The 18,608-nt window shown below is 69.2% G+C and carries 20 protein-coding genes; 5 read left to right on the top strand and 15 right to left on the bottom strand.

Annotation, left to right across the window (positions count from 1 at the left end; genetic code table 11):
- Position 1: 1 nt before the first annotated feature.
- The 5 genes from ACFPOE_RS00590 to ACFPOE_RS00610 form a co-directional block, all read right to left on the bottom strand.
- Entirely contained in the window at positions 2–115 is a 114-nt protein-coding gene (locus ACFPOE_RS00590) for a cytochrome oxidase small assembly protein (protein ID WP_376848050.1), read from the bottom strand.
- An 11-nt stretch (positions 116–126) separates the two neighbouring features.
- Positions 127–1,839, bottom strand: coding sequence for a cytochrome c oxidase subunit I (gene ctaD / locus ACFPOE_RS00595; RefSeq protein WP_376848051.1), 1,713 nt, complete (start codon positions 1,837–1,839; stop codon positions 127–129).
- Between the two features lie 27 nt (positions 1,840–1,866).
- Positions 1,867–3,039 (bottom strand): cytochrome c oxidase subunit II, encoded by a 1,173-nt coding sequence (gene coxB / locus ACFPOE_RS00600; protein WP_376848052.1) that lies wholly within the window; start codon positions 3,037–3,039, stop codon positions 1,867–1,869.
- Between the two features lie 67 nt (positions 3,040–3,106).
- The gene (locus ACFPOE_RS00605; protein ID WP_376848053.1) at positions 3,107–3,586 is read right to left on the bottom strand and encodes a DUF2244 domain-containing protein; all 480 of its coding nucleotides are present in this window, start codon (positions 3,584–3,586) and stop codon (positions 3,107–3,109) included.
- A gap of 52 nt (positions 3,587–3,638) precedes the next feature.
- Entirely contained in the window at positions 3,639–4,550 is a 912-nt protein-coding gene (locus tag ACFPOE_RS00610; RefSeq protein ID WP_376848054.1) for a methyltransferase domain-containing protein, read from the bottom strand.
- Positions 4,551–4,613: 63 nt separating this feature from the next.
- Here ACFPOE_RS00610 and ACFPOE_RS00615 point away from each other — a divergent pair, with 63 nt between their 5' ends.
- Together ACFPOE_RS00615 and trmL are read left to right on the top strand one after the other, a co-directional pair.
- Positions 4,614–5,336 carry a ComF family protein gene (locus tag ACFPOE_RS00615; protein WP_376848055.1) on the top strand — a complete coding sequence of 241 codons (723 nt, stop codon included), beginning with the start codon at positions 4,614–4,616 and terminating at the stop codon, positions 5,334–5,336.
- A gap of 6 nt (positions 5,337–5,342) precedes the next feature.
- Positions 5,343–5,816, top strand: coding sequence for a tRNA (uridine(34)/cytosine(34)/5-carboxymethylaminomethyluridine(34)-2'-O)-methyltransferase TrmL (trmL, locus tag ACFPOE_RS00620; protein ID WP_376848056.1), 474 nt, complete (start codon positions 5,343–5,345; stop codon positions 5,814–5,816).
- A gap of 1 nt (position 5,817) precedes the next feature.
- Here trmL and ACFPOE_RS00625 read toward each other — a convergent pair whose 3' ends face one another.
- Positions 5,818–6,762: a LysR family transcriptional regulator gene (locus ACFPOE_RS00625; RefSeq protein WP_376848057.1), complete on the bottom strand. Its 945-nt coding sequence runs from the start codon at positions 6,760–6,762 to the stop codon at positions 5,818–5,820.
- A 208-nt stretch (positions 6,763–6,970) separates the two neighbouring features.
- Here ACFPOE_RS00625 and ACFPOE_RS00630 point away from each other — a divergent pair, with 208 nt between their 5' ends.
- Positions 6,971–7,270, top strand: coding sequence for a DUF4148 domain-containing protein (locus tag ACFPOE_RS00630; protein WP_376848058.1), 300 nt, complete (start codon positions 6,971–6,973; stop codon positions 7,268–7,270).
- A gap of 91 nt (positions 7,271–7,361) precedes the next feature.
- On the opposite strand, the gene ACFPOE_RS00635 is transcribed toward ACFPOE_RS00630, so the two are convergent.
- A complete protein-coding gene (locus ACFPOE_RS00635; protein ID WP_376848059.1) occupies positions 7,362–7,817 on the bottom strand; it encodes a MaoC family dehydratase in 456 nt (151 codons plus the stop codon).
- 53 nt (positions 7,818–7,870) lie between these two features.
- On the bottom strand, positions 7,871–8,488 hold the full coding sequence (locus ACFPOE_RS00640; RefSeq protein WP_376848060.1) for a nucleotide-binding protein: 618 nt from the start codon (positions 8,486–8,488) through the stop codon (positions 7,871–7,873).
- 62 nt (positions 8,489–8,550) lie between these two features.
- On the opposite strand from ACFPOE_RS00640, the gene kefF reads away from it, so the two are divergent.
- The gene (gene kefF, locus ACFPOE_RS00645; RefSeq protein WP_376848061.1) at positions 8,551–9,183 is read left to right on the top strand and encodes a glutathione-regulated potassium-efflux system oxidoreductase KefF; all 633 of its coding nucleotides are present in this window, start codon (positions 8,551–8,553) and stop codon (positions 9,181–9,183) included.
- Between the two features lie 2 nt (positions 9,184–9,185).
- On the top strand, positions 9,186–11,123 hold the full coding sequence (gene kefC / locus ACFPOE_RS00650) for a glutathione-regulated potassium-efflux system protein KefC (protein WP_376848062.1): 1,938 nt from the start codon (positions 9,186–9,188) through the stop codon (positions 11,121–11,123).
- A gap of 61 nt (positions 11,124–11,184) precedes the next feature.
- On the opposite strand, the gene ACFPOE_RS00655 is transcribed toward kefC, so the two are convergent.
- Genes ACFPOE_RS00655 through ACFPOE_RS00685 form a run of 7 tightly spaced genes read right to left on the bottom strand, consistent with a single transcriptional unit; the run spans position 11,185 to position 18,607 of the window.
- Positions 11,185–11,946 (bottom strand): sulfite exporter TauE/SafE family protein, encoded by a 762-nt coding sequence (locus tag ACFPOE_RS00655; RefSeq protein WP_376848063.1) that lies wholly within the window; start codon positions 11,944–11,946, stop codon positions 11,185–11,187.
- Positions 11,943–12,647, bottom strand: coding sequence for an ABC transporter ATP-binding protein (locus ACFPOE_RS00660; protein WP_376848064.1), 705 nt, complete (start codon positions 12,645–12,647; stop codon positions 11,943–11,945). Before ACFPOE_RS00660 ends, ACFPOE_RS00655 begins: the two co-directional genes overlap by 4 nt.
- Entirely contained in the window at positions 12,640–14,367 is a 1,728-nt protein-coding gene (locus ACFPOE_RS00665; protein ID WP_376848065.1) for a branched-chain amino acid ABC transporter ATP-binding protein/permease, read from the bottom strand. Before ACFPOE_RS00665 ends, ACFPOE_RS00660 begins: the two co-directional genes overlap by 8 nt.
- Before the next feature lie 4 nt (positions 14,368–14,371).
- Positions 14,372–15,229, bottom strand: coding sequence for a branched-chain amino acid ABC transporter permease (locus tag ACFPOE_RS00670; RefSeq protein WP_376848066.1), 858 nt, complete (start codon positions 15,227–15,229; stop codon positions 14,372–14,374).
- 3 nt (positions 15,230–15,232) lie between these two features.
- Positions 15,233–16,441 carry an amino acid ABC transporter substrate-binding protein gene (locus ACFPOE_RS00675; RefSeq protein ID WP_376848067.1) on the bottom strand — a complete coding sequence of 403 codons (1,209 nt, stop codon included), beginning with the start codon at positions 16,439–16,441 and terminating at the stop codon, positions 15,233–15,235.
- 52 nt (positions 16,442–16,493) lie between these two features.
- A complete protein-coding gene (locus ACFPOE_RS00680; protein WP_376848068.1) occupies positions 16,494–17,450 on the bottom strand; it encodes a Bug family tripartite tricarboxylate transporter substrate binding protein in 957 nt (318 codons plus the stop codon).
- On the bottom strand, positions 17,447–18,607 hold the full coding sequence (locus tag ACFPOE_RS00685) for a CaiB/BaiF CoA transferase family protein (protein WP_376848069.1): 1,161 nt from the start codon (positions 18,605–18,607) through the stop codon (positions 17,447–17,449). The genes ACFPOE_RS00680 and ACFPOE_RS00685 overlap by 4 nt, the downstream gene beginning before the upstream one ends.
- Position 18,608: the final 1 nt, after the last annotated feature.

The raw sequence follows: 18,608 nt of genomic DNA on the forward strand, positions 1-18,608 counted from the left end.
TTCAGTGCGACAGCAGGGTCATCTTGGCGAAGAAGCCGAGGAAGAACACCACGGCGATCGACGCCAGCACCAGCGCCATGCGCAGGTTGCGCTTCTTCTGCTCGGGGGTCGGCATCGCGGTCGTCCTCAGGCGCGGCCGCCGTCAGGCTGGACCTGCGGGGGCGGCATGTGGACGGCGGGCGCGAGCCGCTCGGGCTGCACGCGCGCATCCAGCACGCGGGTTGCGGTGGCATCCAGCCGCGGCGGCGTCTCGAAGGTGTGGAACGGCGCCGGCGACGGCACTTCCCATTCCAGGCCCTCGGCGCCCTTGCCGTCCGGGTCGTTCCACGGCCGCTGCGGCGCCTTGGCGCCCTGGCCGCGCATGACCGGCAGCACGACGAACACGAAGAAATACACCTGCGACAGGCCGAAGCCGAAGGCGCCGATCGAGGCGATCGCGTTGAAGTCCGCGAACTGCATCGGGTAGTCCGCATAGCGGCGCGGCATGCCGGCCAGCCCCAGGAAGTGCATCGGGAAGAAGGTGACGTTGAACGTGATCAGCGAAGCCCAGAAGTGGATCTTGCCGCGCGTCTCGTTGTACATGACGCCGGTCCACTTGGGCGACCAGTAGTAGAAGCCGGCGAACATCGCGAACAGCGAGCCCGCCACCAGCACGTAATGGAAGTGGGCCACCACGTAATAGGTGTCCTGCAGCTGCAGGTCGATCGGCGCCATCGCCAGGATCAGGCCGGTGAAGCCGCCGATGGTGAACACGAAGATGAAGCCGACCGCGAACAGCATCGGCGACTCGAAGGTCATCGAGCCCTGCCACATCGTCGCGATCCAGTTGAAGATCTTCACCGCCGTCGGCACCGCGATCAGCATCGTGGTGTACATGAAGAACAGCTGCCCGGTCACCGGCATGCCGGTGGTGAACATGTGGTGCGCCCAGACGATGAACGACAGGATGGCGATCGACGAGGTGGCGTACACCATCGAGGCGTAGCCGAACAGGCGCTTGCGGGCGAAGGCCGGGACCACCTGGCTGATGATGCCGAAGGCCGGCAGGATCATGATGTACACCTCGGGGTGGCCGAAGAACCAGAAGATGTGCTGGTACATCACCGGGTCGCCGCCGCCGCCGGGGTTGAAGAAGGTGGTGCCGAAGTGGCGGTCCGTCAGCGTCATCGTGATGGCACCGGCCAGCACCGGCATCACGGCGATCAGCAGGTAGGCGGTGATCAGCCAGGTCCAGCAGAACATCGGCATCTTCATCAGCGTCATGCCGGGGGCGCGCATGTTCAGGATGGTGACGATGATGTTGATCGAGCCCATGATCGAGGAGGCGCCCATGATGTGCATCGCGAAGATGCCGGCGTCCATCGACGGGCCCATCTGCAGCGTCAGCGGCGCATAGAGCGTCCAGCCGGCCGCCGGCGCGCCGCCGGGCATGAAGAACGAGCCCACCAGCATCAGCGCCGCCGGGATCAGCAGCCAGAAGCTGAAGTTGTTCATCCGCGCGAAGGCCATGTCGGCGGCGCCGATCTGCAGCGGCACCATCCAGTTGGCGAAGCCGACGAAGGCCGGCATGATCGCGCCGAACACCATGATCAGGCCGTGCATCGTGGTCAGCTGGTTGAACAGCTCCGGATTGACGAACTGCAGCCCGGGCTGGAACAGCTCGGCGCGGATCAGCATGGCCAGGGCCCCGCCGATCATCAGCATGGTGAACGAGAACAGCAGGTACAGCGTCCCGATGTCCTTGTGGTTGGTGGCGAACACCCAGCGCCGCCAGCCGTGCGGGTGGGCATGGTGCTCGTCGTGGGCGTCGTGGTCGTGGTGGTCGAGGACTGCGCTCATCGGATTTCCTTGTCGATACTTTGCGGCTTACTTGCCACGCTGGGCCAGGACTTCGGCCGGCTGCACCAGCTGCCCGGTCTTGTTGGACCAGTTGTTCTTGGTATAGCTGATCACGGCGGCGATGTCGGTGTCAGACAGCTGCTTCCACGACGGCATCTGGCCGGTCGCCGAGATGCGGCCGTTCAGCACCACGTGGATCTGCTTGGTCTTGTCGGGATCGTTGACGATCGGCGAGCCGTCCAGCGGCAGGATCGGGCCGGCGCCCTTGCCGTTGGGCTGGTGGCAGGCGGCGCAGTTGGCCGCATAGACCTTCTCGCCGCGCGCGATGATGGACGGCAGGTCCCAGACCTTTGCCGGGTCGTCCAGCTTGGCTGCCATCTTCTTCATCTCGCCGCCGACCCAGGCCGTATAGTCCTGCGCCGACAGCACCTTCACGTGGATCGGCATGTAGGCGTGCTCCTTGCCGCACAGCTCGTAGCACTGGCCGTAATAGTCGCCCGGCGTCTCGGCGCGGAACCAGGTGTCGCGCACGAAGCCGGGGATGGCGTCCTGCTTGACGCCGAAGGCCGGCACGCCCCACGAGTGGATCACGTCGTTGGCGGTGGTGATGATGCGGACCTTCTTGTTGACCGGCACCACCAGCGGGTTGTCGACCTTGAGCAGGTAGTTGTCCGGGATGTCGCCCTTGGCGCCTTCGTTGGACATCTCGCGATGGGTCGGGTCCAGCGTGGACAGGAACGACACGCCCTGGCCTTCGCCGGTGATGTAGTCGTAGCCCCATTTCCACTGGTAGCCGGTGGCCTTGATGGTCAGGTCGGAATTGGTGGTGTCCTTGGAGGCGACCAGCACCTTGGTGGCGGGCAGCGCCATCAGGATCACGATGATGAAGGGGATGATGGTCCAGATCACTTCCACCGTCACCGACTCGTGGAAGTTGGCCGGCTTGTGGCCCTTGGACTTGCGGTGCTTCCAGATCGAATAGAACATCACGCTGAACACCGCCAGGAAGATCACCAGGCAGGTGATCATCATGAACCAGTGCAGCCACTGCTGCTCCACGGCGATCCGGGTGACCGGCGGGTGCAGATTCAGCTGGCGCACTGCCGGGCCTCCCGGCAGGTCTCCCGTCGCCCAGGCGGCTGCGTTGAACGTGCCCGCCAGGAGCGTCAGCGAAGCCAGCTTGTTGGAAATGCTCTTCATAGTCTTGACTGTGCCTTAAGCCTCTAATGAACCAATCCCCGTCGGCCTCGCGGCACGCCGGACGCCCTCACGCGCCATCGCGCAGGGCCCTTCGAATTTCCTGCGCCAGCGCCGGCCGCAACTCCGGCCGCACGTAGCGCCCCACGTTCACCGAGCGGCCCCGGCCCGATACCTCGATCAGCGAGCGGTCAGCCGCGCTGGGCTCCACGCGGACCCATTCGCGGTCGAACTCGGCCCGCTCCAGCCGCCCGGCGTTCTCCAGCTCCACCACCAGCTGGCGGCCCTGCAGGGAGATCCGCTCGCCGTCCGCCGCGTGCCGCGCGTACACGACGAACGCGGCGCCGACGGCGACCAGCTCGATCCAGGCGAAAGGAAGCACCAGCGTCGCCCCATGCCACCAGAAAACAACCCCGATCCCGAGCGACACCGCGCACAGCGACACGTACAGCCACGCCAGTTGAGCCGGCGTGACCGAGCAGTTGCGCTGCAAAAACCAGTGGATGTTCTGGCCCTGGACAGTGGCGAAGCGAAAAACCGGGTTCGACACAGGTGAACGCTCTAAGAATCAACCGCGGATTGTAGCTCGGGTTACCCCGGCCTCAGCCGGGCCCCGGCGGCTGGCCGCGCCGGCCTTTGTCCGCCTGCAGCAGCGTGCGCATGTCTTGGAGGGAGACCGCGCTCTCGCCGCTGAGCCGCACCCGCGGCGCCGGCTTCAGGGCATGGCCGTAGATGATTTCGAAGGTCAGCGCCAGCCGGCCGTCGACGCCGCCCAGCTCCGCCACCAGCGCCTGCTCCAGTTCGGCCCGCCAGCGCCGCCCGCGCAGCGCCGCAAAGCGCTGCGGATGCAGGTTGCTGCCCAGGTCGGCCAGTTCCGCCAGCAGCTTGACCGGCGAATCCCAGGTCAGCGTGATGCGCTCCATGTCCATCACAGGCTCAGCAAAACCCGCCGCCACCAGCATGTCGCCCCAGTCGTGCATGTCGGTGAACTCGTGCGCCGGCGGCGGCCAGCCCATGGCGACATAGACCTTGCGCAGCTCGCGCAGGCTGTCGGGCCCCAGGCAGGAGAACATCAGGAAGCCGTCGACCGCAAGCGCGCGCTGCCACTGCGCGATCAGCGCCTGCGGATCGGCCGACAGGTGCAGCGCCATGTTGGCCCACAGCATCCGGGCCTGGCCGTCGGGCAAGGGCCCGATGCGCGGCGCCGGCACGCCGATCCGGCGCCACCAGGGCAGCGCGATCGCCTTGAGCGCCGCGGCCGCCACCTCCGGCCGGGCCGCGGCGACGAAGCACTCGGCGTCGCGGTAGCGCGCCGCCACCAGCGCGTGCGCCTGCAGCCCGCCACGCACCGGCTCCCAGTCGGCCCAGGCCGCCGGCTGCAGCTTGATCCACTGCAGCCGGTCTTCCATGCGGCGCCCCACTTCCTCGTGCAGCCATGGCGAGCGGCGGGGCGCCACCTGCTCCCAGTGGGCGGCGGCGACGGGGTCGATGGTGGGTGGGCGGTCGGTGGCCATGCGGCGAACTTCTTCGGATCAGGCCAGCGGCAGACGGGCGGATGCGACGAGTATATTGAGCCGATGCTGCGCGACTGGATCGAAGGGCTGAAAGCGGCCACGCCGGGCCAGTGCGCCGTGTGCCGCTCCTGGCCGGCCCAGCCGGTCTGCGAGGCCTGCGTCGTGCGCTTCGGCCAGCCGCAACCGCGCTGCCTGGGATGCGCCCTGCCGGTGCCGGCCGGTATCGAGCGCTGCGGCCGCTGCCTGCGCGAGCCGCCGCCGCTGGACCGCTGCCTGGCGGCCGTGAGCTACGGCTACCCGTGGTCGGGGCTGATCGCGCAATTCAAGTTCCATGGCCAGCCCGGCTGGGCCCGGCCGCTGGCGAGCCTGCTGCGCAGCGCCCCATGGATCGAGCCTGCGCTGGAGGAGGCCGACCTGGTGCTGCCGCTGCCGCTGGCGCGCGAGCGCCTGGCCGAGCGCGGCTTCAACCAGGCGCTGGAACTGGCGCGCGCGCTGGCGCCGGCCAAGACCCGCGCCGACCTGCTGCTGCGCGTGCGCAACACGGCGTCGCAGGCCGAACTGGGGCTCGGGGAGCGGCTGCGCAACGTCAAGGGTGCCTTTGCGGTCGAGCCGCTGGCCGTCGCCCAGGTCGAAGGCCGCCGTGTCGTGCTGGTGGACGACGTGATGACCAGCGGCGCCTCGCTGTTCGCGGCGGCCGGCGCGTTGCGCCAGGCCGGCGCCGCGCACATCACCGCGATCGTGCTGGCGCGCACCGACGAACCGGCAGACCCGGCGGCGCCACAATAGCCGCCCATGTTCAACATCGTCCTGGTCGAGCCCGAGATCCCGCCCAACACCGGCAACGTGATCCGGCTGGCGGCCAACACCGGCTGCACGCTGCACCTGGTGGAGCCGCTGGGATTCTCGATGGAGGACCGCTACATGCGCCGGGCCGGGCTCGACTACCACGAGTACGCCGACGTGCTGCGCCACGCCGGCTGGGACGCCTTCGTCGCCGGCTGCCGGCCCGCGCGCGAGCGGATGTTCGCGCTGACGACGCATGGCACGCGCGCCGTGCACGACGTGGCGTTCGCCGCCGGCGACTGGCTGGTGTTCGGCTCGGAGACGCGCGGACTGGCGCCGGCGCTGCGCGAATCGTTCGCGCCGCAGCAGCGGCTGCGGCTGCCGATGCGCGCCGGCCAGCGCAGCCTGAACCTTTCCAACGCCGTGGCGGTCACCGTGTTCGAGGCCTGGCGGCAGCACGGCTTCGCCACGCCGCAGCCCTAGCTCACTCGCCGCCCGGCGCCGGCGGCGCATTGCGGCCCAGCCCCGCCACCGCCAGCCGGGTCTGCTCCACCAGGTAGTCGACGAAGGCGCGGGTGCGCAGCGGCATGAACTTGCGGCTGGGAAGCGCCGCCACCATGCTCAGCCGGTTGGTGATCCACGGCGCCAGCACCCGCCGCAGCTGCCCGGTCTTGAGCAGGGGCGCCAGCAGATCCACCGGCTGGCTGCTGATGCCGGCGCCGTCCAGCGCGGCGCGCAGCAGCGTGTCCGTGTGGTTGGCCGTCATCACCGCCGGCAGGTCCAGCTCGATGGCCAGGTCGTCGCGGCTGGGGTCGATCAGCGTCATCGGCCGCAGCCGCGCCCCGCGCGTGCGCAGCCGCAGGCACTGGTGCTGCAGCAGGTCCTGCGGCTGCTTGGGCGTGCCGTTGCGGCGCAGGTAGGCGGGCGATGCGCAGAACACCGCCTGGCTCAGGATGATGGTGCGCACGATCACGTCGGCGTCCACCTGCACCGCGCCGCTGAGCACCGCCAGGTCGTACTCGTGCACCGCCGGGTGCGGGCTGTCGTCGACGTCGATGTCGAAGGTCACGCCCGGGTGCAGCCGCCGGAACCCCGCCACCAGCGGCGCCACCATGTGGGCCGCGGCCACCGGCGGCGCCAGGATGCGCAGCGTCCCGGCCATCTGGTGGGTGTGGGACTGGGCCGCGCCGTGCGCCTCGTCGATGTCGCCCAGGATCGACCGCAGCCGCGCCAGGTAGGCCTGGCCGGCGTCGGTCAGCGACAACCGCCGTGTCGTGCGCTGCAGCAGCCGCACGCCCAGGTGCTGCTCCAGGTCCGTCACCAGCCGGGTCACCACCGCCGGCGCCAGGTCCAGCTTGCGCGCCGCCGCCGCGAAGCCGCCCTCGTCCACCACCGCCTGGAACACCCGCATCGACTGCAACCGGTCCATCGAAGCCCCCTTGAAGTGACGCGATTATTGCCGATCCAGCAACAGCCAATTGCCGCCAGTGCTGTTTTTTGATGCGAATGATAAGAATACATTCACTGCATCGATGAGCCGATGTCAAGCAAGACGACTCACCGAGCTGGACAAGAGGGACCCCAATGAGCCCCCCATGCCCGGAAATTCATCCACTCTCCAATCGACAGGAACCATCATGAACGCATCGAAATTCGCCGCCGTCTCCACCTTCGCCCTGCTGGCCGCCTTCGCCAACGTGGCAGCCCATGCCGACGAGGCAGACGGCTCGCAGTACGCCGGCCAGGCCACCGGCCAGCGCACCCGCGCCGAAGTGAAGGCCGAGGCGGTTGCCGCCACCGGCGACCGCAGCCAGGACCTGGCCGCCCTGGGCAACGTGGCCGTGCACTCGACGACCACCCGCGCCGAAGTGCGCGCCCAAGCCGCCAAGGCCCTGCGCCTGGGCCAGATCTCCTCTGGCGAAGCCGGCGCCATGTAAGGCCCCCGCGTCCCGCAACCGGACGCGCAGAAAAAAACCCGCCGGGAGCGATCCCGGCGGGTTTTTTCGTCGCCGCAGGCGCGCCGTGGCGCTAGACGTAGCGGCGCGCCACCGATTCGGCGACGCAGGCCGGCTTGTCCGAGCCTTCGCGCTCGACGGTCACCTGCCAGGTCAGCTGCATGCCGTTGTTGTCGACCGGCTCGCAGGCCAGCAGCTTCAGGCGGCCGCGCAGCCGGCTGCCCACCGGCACCGGCGAGGTGAAGCGCACCTTGTTCAGGCCGTAGTTCACGCCCATGCGGGTGTTGCGGATCTCCATCGCGTTCTCGAAGAATTTCGGCAGCATCGACAGCGTGAGGAAGCCGTGGGCGATCGGCGCGCCGAACGGCCCGGCGGTGGCGCGCTCGACGTCGACGTGGATCCACTGGTGGTCGCCGGTGGCCTCGGCGAACAGGTTGACCTGTTCCTGCGTGACCGCGATCCAGTCGCTGACGGCGACTTCCTGGCCGACCAGGGCCGCCAGCTCGGACAGATGTTCGAAGGTTTTCATGCCCGCACTTTAGCGCCCGGGTGCGGGCGCGCGCTGACCGGTGCGGGACAGCGCTAGCGGTCCAGCCACTTGCAGATGTTCTTCCACTGCTCCAGGTCGCGCTCGACCCGGCCGGGCGCGACGTCGAACAGCGTCAGGCCGCGGGCGGCCAGCTGGATGTAGTTCTGGGTCTGGCGCAGGTAGCCCAGCACCGGCAGGCCCAGGCTGTCGACGAACTCGTGCAGCTTGTCGGCGGCGATGGTGCGCTCGTCGACCCGCATGCCGACGATGCCCACCTGCAGCTTCGAGGCCTTGGCGTGCTCGGCCATCTCGTCCAGGAAGCTGCGGGTGGCGAAGATGTCGAACACGCTGGGCTGCAGCGGCACGACGACCTTGTCGGCCAGCCGCAGCACCTCGCGCGCCAGCGCCCCGTGCATGCCCGCCGGCGTGTCCAGCACCACGTGGGTGGTGCCCTTGGGCGGCTTGGCGACGTGTTCCTGCCCCACCTCCCAGGTTGCGATCGGGCGCGCGCCCGGCGGCCGCAGCCCCAGCCACAGCCGCGACGACTGCTGCCGGTCCGCATCGCCGAGCATCACGGCATGCCCCTGGCTGGCAAAATAGCCGGCGATGTTGGTCGCCATGGTGGACTTTCCGACACCGCCTTTTGGATTGGCTACAACCACGACCGGCATGAGCAACTCCTTGGTTCTGGGACGGGCTGCGGCGAGCGGCGCAGTTGCGCTATGTTACCGGTATGGATGAGCCCTCCCAACCCACGCCGCCCACCCCGGTCTACGTGCTGGCCGCGCACCCCAACCTGCGCGAGTCGCGGGTCAACCGCCGGCTGCAGGAGGCGGCGCGCAGCCTGCCCGGGGTCGACCTCAACGACCTGTACACCAGCAGCGCCGACTACGAGTTCGACGTCCCGCGCGAACAGGCCCGCTGCGAGGCGGCGCAGCTGCTGGTGCTGCTGCACCCCATCCAGTGGTATTCGATGCCGGCGCTGATGAAGCTGTGGTTCGACGAGGTGCTGACCTTCGGCTGGGCCTATGGCAGCGGCACGGCGCTGCGCGGCAAGGACCTGTGGCTGGTGGCCAGCACCGGCGGCTCGGAAGCGTCGTACCACCCGCAGGACTACAACCGCTATTTCTTCGACGCCTTCCTGCCGCCCTACGAGCAGACCGCGGCCCTGTGCGGCCTGCGCTTCCTGCCGCCGATGGTGCTGTTCGGGGCCCACCGCGCCAGCGAGCAGGACATCGCCGGCCACGTGGCGGTGTTCCGCGAGCGGCTGGCCAGCTATCCGCACTGGCCGGAGATGGACGAACTGGCCGATTGCCCGACCTGCGAGGTGCCGGCCTTCGACCGGCCGCTGGGGCGCGGCGCCTGACCATGGAACACGCCCCGGCCTGGCTGACCAACAGCCTGATCTACCTGAGCGCCGCGGTGATCGTGGTGCCGCTGTCGCGCGCGCTGGGGCTGGGATCGATCATCGGCTACCTGGCCGCCGGCATCGCGATCGGGCCCTGGGGCCTGGGCCTGGTGACCAACGTGGAAGACATCCTGCACTTCGCCGAGTTCGGCGTGGTGCTGATGCTGTTCCTGGTCGGGCTCGAGCTGGAGCCGCGCCGCCTGTGGAGCCTGCGCCGGCCGATCTTCGGCTGGGGCTCGGCCCAGGTGCTGGGCTGCGCCGCGCTGCTGTTCGCCGCGGCGCTGCTGGCCGGCGCCTCCTGGCGGGTCGGCCTGGTCGCCGCACTGGGCCTGGCGCTGTCGTCGACCGCGATCGCGCTGCAGGTGATGGGCGAGCGCAACCTGCTGCCCACGTCGGCCGGCCAGGCCGGCTTTTCGATCCTGCTGTTCCAGGACGTGGCGGCGATCCCGATCCTGGCGCTGCTGCCGCTGCTGGCCGGCGCGCCCGAGACCAACGGCGCCGGCGACGCCAACTGGCTGATGGACGGGGCCCGGATCGTCGGCGTGATTGCCGGCATCGTGCTGGGCGGCCGTCTGGTGCTGCGGCCGCTGCTGCGCTGGATCGCCAAGAGCAAGACGCCGGAGATCTTCACCGCCGCCTCGCTGCTGCTGGTGGTCGCCATCGCGGCGCTGATGCAGCTGGTGGGCCTGTCGATGGCGCTGGGCGCCTTCCTGGCCGGCGTGCTGCTGGCCGAGAGCGAATACCGGCGGGAACTGGAAACCGACATCGAGCCGTTCAAGGGCCTGCTGCTGGGCCTGTTCTTCATCGCCGTCGGAATGAGCATCGACTTCGGAGTGATCCTCAAATCGCCCGGCCTGATGGCGGCCATCGTGGTGGCGCTGCTGGTGCTCAAGGCCATCGTGATCTACGCCGTGGCGCGGCTGATGGGGCTGCCGGTGCAGGACCGGCCGGTGTTCACGCTGCTGCTGGCGCAGGGCGGCGAATTCGCCTTCGTGGTGTTCCAGGCCGCCGCCGGTTCGCGGGTGCTGACGCCGGAGACGGCATCGCTGCTGATCGGCGCGGTGGCGATCTCGATGCTGGTCAGCCCGCTGCTGCTGGTGGCGATCGACCGGCTGCTGATGCCGCACTTCATGGCCGGCCATGCCCGGGTGCTGGAGGAACTGTCGGAACCGCAGGATGCGCCGATCATCATCGCCGGCTTCGGCCGTTACGGCCAGATCATCGGCCGGCTGCTCAGCGCGCAGGGCCTGGCCTCCACCGTGCTGGACCACGACGCCGACATGATCGAGGCGGCGCGCTCGTTCGGCTACCAGGTGTTCTACGGCGACGCCAGCCGGCTGGACCTGCTGCGCACCGCCGGCGCGGCGACGGCGCGCATCCTGGTGGTGGCGGTGGACGACATCCGGCAATCGCTGGCCATCGTCCGGCTGGCGCAGGAGCACTTTCCGCAGCTGGAGATCGTGGCGCGGGCGCGCGACGTGACGCACTGGAACGAACTGCGCGACCTGGGCGTGCTGCGGGTGGAGCGCGAGCTGTTCGAGTCCAGCCTGCGCAGCGGCCGCACCGTGCTGGAGGTGCTGGGCTATCCGCCGCACGAGGCGCGGCGCCAGGCGATGCGTTTCCGGCGCCACAACGTCGCGCTGTTCGAGAAGATGTACCCGCACCACAAGGACCGCGCCAAGATCATCGCGGTGGTCAAGCAGGGCCGGGCGCAGCTGGAGGAACAAATGGCGCGCGAACGCGCCGAGCACGAGGAGCAGCTGCGCGCCAGCCGCCGGCCGCCCGGCTGGGAGCCAGGCGATGCGCCCGCCCCTGCCATCCCGGCCGCGAGCCGGGATCCGGACATGGCGAAAGCGGCGCCTGTCGATCAAGAAAGAAGCCAGGCCTCTTCTTCTTGATCGACGGTATCGGTCAGCGGAAGTCTGGATGCCGGATCGCGTCCGGCATGACAGCCGCTGTTCACCGCGGCGCGAATCCGTCCCACACCAGCTTCAGGCCCGTGAGCAGCATGCCGCAGTAGACCAGCCGGTAGAACAACACCGGCTTGATGCGGTGCGCCATCCGCACGCCGGTCCACACGCCGATGAAGGCGAACGGCAGCAGCGCCAGCGAGGTCGCCATGTTGCGCACGTCCAGCAGGCCGAGCCAGGCGTAGGGGACCCACTTGCTCAGGTTCATCACGGTGAAGTACACCGACATCGTCGCCGCGAACACCAGCGGCGGCAGCCGCATCGGGATCACATAGGCGCTGACCGGCGGGCCGCCGGCATGGGCGATGAAGCTGGTGAAGCCCGACATGGTGGTGAGGATCGCGCCCAGCCAGGTCGGCGGATGCGGGCTGTCCGGCTTGGGCGGGAACAGCAGGCGCTGCGCCAGGAACACCAGCGTGAAGATGCCGACCACGCCCGACACCAGCCGGGGATCCAGCAGCTTGAACGAGAAGGTGCCGGCCAGCGTTCCGACCAGGCCCCAGGGCACCAGGAAGCGGAGCAGCTTGCGATCGAAGTGCTTGCGGAACGCCGCCAGCCCCAGCATGTCGGTCACGAACAGCACCGGCATCAGCATCGCCGCGGCTTGCGGCACGGTGACGGCCAGCGCCATCAGCGGCACCGCCAGCGAGCCGAAGCCGGCGCCGAAGCCGCTCTTGCTGATCCCCAGCAGCAGCACCGCCGGGATCGCGACGGCATAGAAGAAGGGGTCGGTGAGGAGCGGGAGGCTCACAGCCCGAGATAGGCCTGGCGGATCTCGGGGCGGTCCAGCAGTTCGGACGCGAGGCCGTCGGCGACGATGCGCCCTTCCTCGACGACGTAAGCGCGGTGGGCGATCTGCATGGCCATCGCCACATTCTGCTCCACCAGCAGCACCGAGGTGCCCTGCGCATTGATCTTGCGGATGGCGCGGAACATGTCCACCACGATCAGCGGCGCCAGCCCCAGCGACGGTTCGTCCAGCAGCAGCAGTTGCGGGCGCGCCATCAGCGCGCGGCCGATCGCCACCATCTGCTGCTGCCCGCCCGACAGCGAGCCGGCCGGGCTCTGCAGCTTGGCCTTGAGCGCCGGGAACAGCTCCAGCACCGTTGCCAGCGTTTCCTTGCGATGGGCCTTGGCGCTGGCGATGAAGCTGCCCAGCTCCAGGTTGTCGGCCACGCTCATGCCGGTGAACAGCCGCCGCCCCTCCGGGACGATCGCGATCCCGGCCTGGCAGAACTTGTGGCTGGCGAGTTGCGTGATGTCGCGGCCGTTGAAGCGCAGCTGGCCTTCGCGCACCCGGTGGATGCCCGCGATGGCGTTGATCAGCGTGGTCTTGCCGGCGCCGTTGGGGCCGACCACGCAGACCAGCTCGCCGGGCTCGACCTTGAGCGACACGCCCCACAGCGCCGGCGCCGCGCCGTAATTCACCTTGATGTCGGCCACTTCAAGCATGGCCGGTCCCCAGGTAGGCGCTGACCACGTCGGCGTTGGCCATCACCTCGGCCGCCGGGCCCTGCGCGATCAGCTTGCCGTGATTGAGCACCGCGATGCGGTCGGTCAGCGCCATCACGGCGCGCATCACGTGCTCGACGAAAACGATGGTGGAGCCGCGCTCGCGGATCTTGCGGATCAGGTCGATGGCGTCGTTGATCTCGCCCGGCGTCAGGCCGGACAGCACTTCGTCCAGCAGCACCAGCCGCGGCCGCGCCGCCAGCGCCCGCGCCAGCTCCAGGAACTTGCGCTGGTGCAGGTTGAGGTCGTCGGGCAGCGCGTCGGCGCGGTCCTGCAGGCCGGTGAACTCCAGCCACTTCCACGCTTCACGCGTCGCCTGCTCCGGTCCCAGCGCCGCGCTGCCGAACATCGCGACCATCGAGACGTTCTGCAGCACGCTCATGTGGCCGAACGGCCGCGGGATCTGGTAGGTGCGCGCGATGCCGGCCTGCGCGATCCGGTGCGCCGGCAGGCCCTGCAGCGGCCGGCCCCCGAAGATGATCTCCCCGCCGCTGACCGGATAGTGGCCGCTGACGACGTTGATGAAGGTGGACTTGCCCGAGCCGTTGGGCCCCAGCAGGCCCAGGATCTCGCCTTCGCGCACCTCCAGGCTGACGCCGTCCAGCGCCTGCACGCCCTTGAAGGCCTTGGACAGGTCGCGCACTTCCAGCAGCGGACGGCCGCCGGCCGGGGCGCGGACGATCGGCGCCTCGGGTTCGGTGGCGGGCGCCGGCGGCACCGATTTTCGCCCGGCACGGCGCTTGAGCAAGGCGCCCAGGATGCCATTGGGCAGGAACAGGATCACCACCACCAGGATGGCGCCGACCGCCGCCTTGCCGGCCACCGCGTGGTCGCCGGCGGTGAAGAGATAGATCAGCCCGGTGATCGCCGCCGCGCCCACGGCCGGCCCGGCCCAGTGGCGCGTGCCCCCGAGCACGCTCATCAGCACCACCGTCAGCGGCACCGTGATATTGAAGGTTTCCCCAGCCGTCACGTACGACACGAACAGCGCGTGGATGCCGCCGGCCAGCCCCGCCAGCGCGCACGACAGCGCGAAGGCAGCCAGCTTGTAGCGGAAGGTCGGCACGCCCATCACTTCCGCCACGTCCTCGTCGTCGTGGATGGCGAACAGCCCGATGCCGAGCTTGGAGCGCTGCACCTTGTAGGAAATGATCAGCGTGGCGACCGCCCCGGCCAGCGCCATCAGGTAGATCGACGACGACGCGGTCGGGCCGATCATCGGGATCGCCACCGAGTTGAGGTAGACGCCCGGTCCGCCGTCGATGCGGGTGTTCAGCACCACGGTGCCGACCACGAAGGTGACGGCCAGCGTCAGCAGCGCGAACAGTTCGCCGCGCACCGCCTTGACGCGAAACACCACCGCGCCCAGCGCCACGCCCAGCAGCGCCGCCATCGCCGCGGCCGCCGGCAGCGTCCACAGGAACGGCACGTCCAGGTTGGCCGCGAGGCCGGCCGTGGTGTACATGCCGATGCCGAAGAAGGCGCCGTGGCCGAACGAGAAATAGCCGGAGTAGCCCGACAGGATGTTCCAGGACAGCGCCAGGATCATCCAGTGGCACACCAGGTACAGGAAGGATTCGTAGAAGGAAGGCAGGCCCAGCCAGGGAATGCTTGCAAGCATCGCGCCGGCGGCGACGATGCCGATCACCGTTTTGTTCATTGTTCTATGCTTTTCCGGGGCGAAACAGCAGCATCGCGATCAGCAGCGAGAAGGAGACGATCGGCGCCCACGACGGCGCGGCCACCGCCATCGTGATCGCCTCGCTGACGCCGATGATGATGCCGGCCACCAGCGGGCCGAGCGCGCTGCCCAGTCCGCCCAGCATGACGGCGGCGAACACCACGCCGACCCACGCGAAGATCTGCGAAGGGGTCAGCGTGAAGGTCAGGGCCAGGCAGATGCCGGCCACGCCGGCCAGCGCGGCGCAGATGCCGGCCAGCATCAGCGACATGCCCTTCTGGTTGATGCCGAAGGCGGCCGCGATCGGCCCGTCCTGCTCCATCGCGCGCAGCGCCTTGCCCAGGTCGGTGTAGCGCATCGCCGCCCAGATGGCCATCGACAGCGACACCGACAGCACCAGCGTCAGCAGTTCCGGCACCGGCACGTAGAGCGAGCCGACCATGAACTTCATGCTGCCGTAGTGCGTCTCCAGCCGCCGGTAGTCCGCGCTCCAGACGCCCTGGATGCCGCTTTCGATCATCACCGTGATGCCGAAGGTGACCAGCAGCGAGTTGAAGGGCGAGATCTCGAACTTGGCCAGCACCCACTGCATCGCCACGCCGATGCAGAAGAACAGCGGCGGGATGATGGCCAGCGTCAGCAGCGGGTCCACCTGCCACACGGTGGCCATGTGGTAGCTCAGGTAGCCGCCCAGGAACACCAGCCCGAAGTGCGACAGGTTGATCTGGCGCAGCAGGCCCCAGGTCAGCCCCAGCCCCAGGCCGATCATCCCGTACAGCGCGCCGATGAAGATGCCCGACAGGATGGACTGCGCCAGCAGGTTGAAGCTCGGCAGCGCCATCCCCTACTTCGCCAGCCGCAGGGTCGCGCCAGGCGCAGCGAATTGCGGCGGGTAGATGACCTTCCAGTGGCCGTCCTGCACCTGCTTGATCTTCATCAGGTCGTCGCCGTAGTTGCCGGGGCCGTCGAAGCGCAGCTTGCCCTGGATGGTGTCCACCTTGTTCTTGCGCAGGTAGGCGGCGATCGCCTTGTCGTCGAAGCTGTTGGCGCCGCGCACCCCGGCTTCCAGGATCTGCCAGGCCGAATAGGAGGCCGCTGCCTGCACTTCAACCGAGGTATCGGGCAGGCCGGCCTTGGCGGCGCGCTCGTTGAACAGCTTGACGAAGGTGGCGGCCACCGGGTTGTTGGTGAAGGGCGGGTGCTCCTCGAAGATGGTGACGGCCAGGGCGTTGGCGCCATCCGGGCTCTTGGTCATCGGGCCGGGCGCCGGGTACAGGTGGAAATGCAGCGGCGGCACGTAGTCGATCTTCTTCATCGCCTCCAGCAGCATGTTGCCTTCCAGCCCGATGTCGCCGATCCACAGCAGGTCCGGTTTGGCATCCTTGACGCGGGCGGCGATCGGGCCGAAGTCTCGGTTGCCGAAGTCCCATTCGAGAAAGAGAACCTCCTGCAGCCCGCGCTTCTTCGCCACCTCGCGCCCGCCCAGCGACATGAAGTGGACCGACGGGAACTTGCTGGTGACGATGGCGATGGTCTTGGGCGGCTTGGGCGAGGCGGCCAGCATGTCGAACAGCGTGTTCGGCACCGTGGTCTGCGGCTCGGCGCCGAGCGACCAGGCCGGGAACTGCATGTCGTACTTGGCCAGCGACGGGATGCCGAAGGTGTGGTGCACCAGCACCTTGTTGTAGCGCTGGGCGACGCCCATCGCCGACAGGATGGCGCCGGTGGCGTACGGGCCCATCAGCAGGTCCACCTTGTCGGACGTGATCAGCTGTTCGTACAGCGTGCGGGCCAGTTCCGGCTTGGACTGGTCGTCCTTGACGATCCACTCCACCTTGCGCCCGAGCAGGCCGCCGCGCTGGTTGAGCTGCTCCACGTAGATCTCGCCCACCAGCTTGTGGGTCATGGCGGTGGTCGACAGCGGGCCGGTCAGGGCCAGCGTGCTGCCGATGCGCAGCGGCGGTCCGCCCTGGGCCGACGCCCCCGAGGAAAACAGGGCCGTGGCGCCGGCGGCAGCCGCGGCGGAGAGGATGCGTCGACGTTGGATCTTCATGGCTTGTCTCCTTGGAATAGTTGGACGGAATCGCGGGGCAACACGGGGCGGGTCAATCGATCTGCGCGCCGGAGCGCCGCACCAGTTCGGACCACTTGATCATTTCGGCGCGGCCGAAGGCGGCCAGTTCGTCGGCCCGCAGGCTGCGCAGCTCCAGGCCCTGCGCCGTCAGCCTGGCGGCGGTCTCCGGGCTGGCGATGGCCTGGGCGGCTGCCTCGCGCAGGCGCGCCAGCACCGGCGCCGGGGTGGCGGCCGGCGCGTACAGCATGAACCAGGGCACCAGGTCGAACTCGCCGTAGCCCTGCTCGGTGATGGTGGGCACGTCCGGCGCCGCCGGCGTGCGCCTGCTGCTGGAGACGCCCAGCGCCCGCAGCTTGCCGGCGCGGATGTGCGGCATCACCGCCGCCGGGTGATAGAACATGAACTGCGCATTGCCGGAGATCACGTCCGACATCGCCAGGCCGCCCTCCTTGTACGGGACGTGCACCATCTCGCCGCCCAGCCGGGCCTTCAGCAGCTCGCCGGCCAGGTGGCCGGAGGTGCCGTTGCCGGCAGAGGCGAAGCTCAGGCCGCCGGGCCGGGCCGCCTGCGCCTGCAGGTCCTTGAGGTTGCGCAGCGGCGAATTGGCGGCCACCACCAGCAGTGTCGGCGTCGAGCCGGCAAAGGCCAGCGGCGCGAAGTCCTTGGCCGCGTCGTAGGGCATCTTGCGGTACAGGCCGGGATTGATGGCGTGGGTGCCCACCGTGCCCATCAGGATGGTGTAGCCGTCGGGCGCGGCCTTCGCCACCAGGTCAGAGCCGATGTTGCCGCCGGCGCCGGCGCGGTTTTCCACCACCACCGCCTGCCCCAGCGTCCTGGCCAGGCCGTCGGCGATCACCCGGCCGATGATGTCGGTGGTGGTGCCGGGACCGAAGGGCACCACCAGCTTCACCGGCCGCGACGGGAAGTCCTGCCCGAGGGCAGCGAGCGATGCGAAGGCCAGCGCGGCGGCCAGCAGGCGGGCCTTCATGCGGCTTTTCCGACGGCGGGCTGCCGCTGCGGCCAGCCCTTGCCGAGGTCGGCGTTGTGTTCGCCCAGCAGCGGCGGCGCGGTGATCTGCAGCGCGCGCTCGCCGTCGAACGAGACCGGCGAACGGACGCTGCGGAACCGGCCCGTTTCCGGGTGCTCGGTCTCCACGAACAGCTGCAGGTGCCGGGCCTGCGGGTCGTCCGGCACTTCCGCCGTGGTGTACATCGGCGCGTGCGGCACGTCGCGGGCCTCCAGCCGGCGGCACCATTCGGCGCGGTCGCGGCCGGCGAAGATCGGTCCCAGCGTGTCGATCATCGCTTCCTGGTTGGCGATCCGCGCCTCGCGGGTGGCGAAGCGGGCGTCATCGAAGATGTCCGGCCGCTCCATCGCCGCCGCCAGCCCCTGCCAGAACTTTTCCGGCGAGGACATGTGCAGCGCGACCCACTTGCCGTCCGCGCACTTGAGCACGTAGGACTGCGAGACGCTGGGCCGGCTGAACGGGCCCATCACCTCGTTGGCCGAGAACAGGTGCTGGAAGGCGTCCAGGTTGAAGTGCGTCATCGCCTCGAACATCGACACCTCCACCTTGCGGCCGGTGCCGGTGGCATGGCGCTCGTACAGCGCGCCGAGGATGCCGTAGGCCGCGTAGAAGCCGGTGAGCGAATCGGCCAGCGCCGGACCGAGCACCCGCGGATTGGCCGGGTTGATCAGCAGCCCCAGGAAGCCGCTGGCCGCCTGCGCCACCGTGTCGTAGGCCGGGCGGGCGGCCGCCGGGCCGGTGGGGCCGAAGCCGCTGATGGCGCAATAGACCAGCCGCGGATTGAGCTTGCGCAGCCGCTCCTCGCCGGTGCCGATCTGCTCGGCGAAGCCGGGGCGGAAGTTCTGGATGTAGACGTCCGCCTCGCTGATCATCTCGTCGAACTGCTCCAGGTCCGCCGCCTGCCGGGTGTCCAGCGTGACGCTGCGCTTGTTGCGGTTGTAGGTCTGGTAGTGCGGGCTGTACAGCCCGCCCTTGAAGGAGCGGAACGGGTCGCCGCTGCCGGGCAACTCCACCTTGACCACGTCCGCGCCCAGGTCGGCCAGCAGCATCGACGCCGCCGGACCGGTGATGAAGGTGCCGTGTTCGACCACGCGCACGCCGTTGAGGACCTGGGCCATG

Source organism: Caenimonas terrae, assembly GCF_042655405.1.
Classification (GTDB): domain Bacteria; phylum Pseudomonadota; class Gammaproteobacteria; order Burkholderiales; family Burkholderiaceae_C; genus Ramlibacter; species Ramlibacter terrae_A.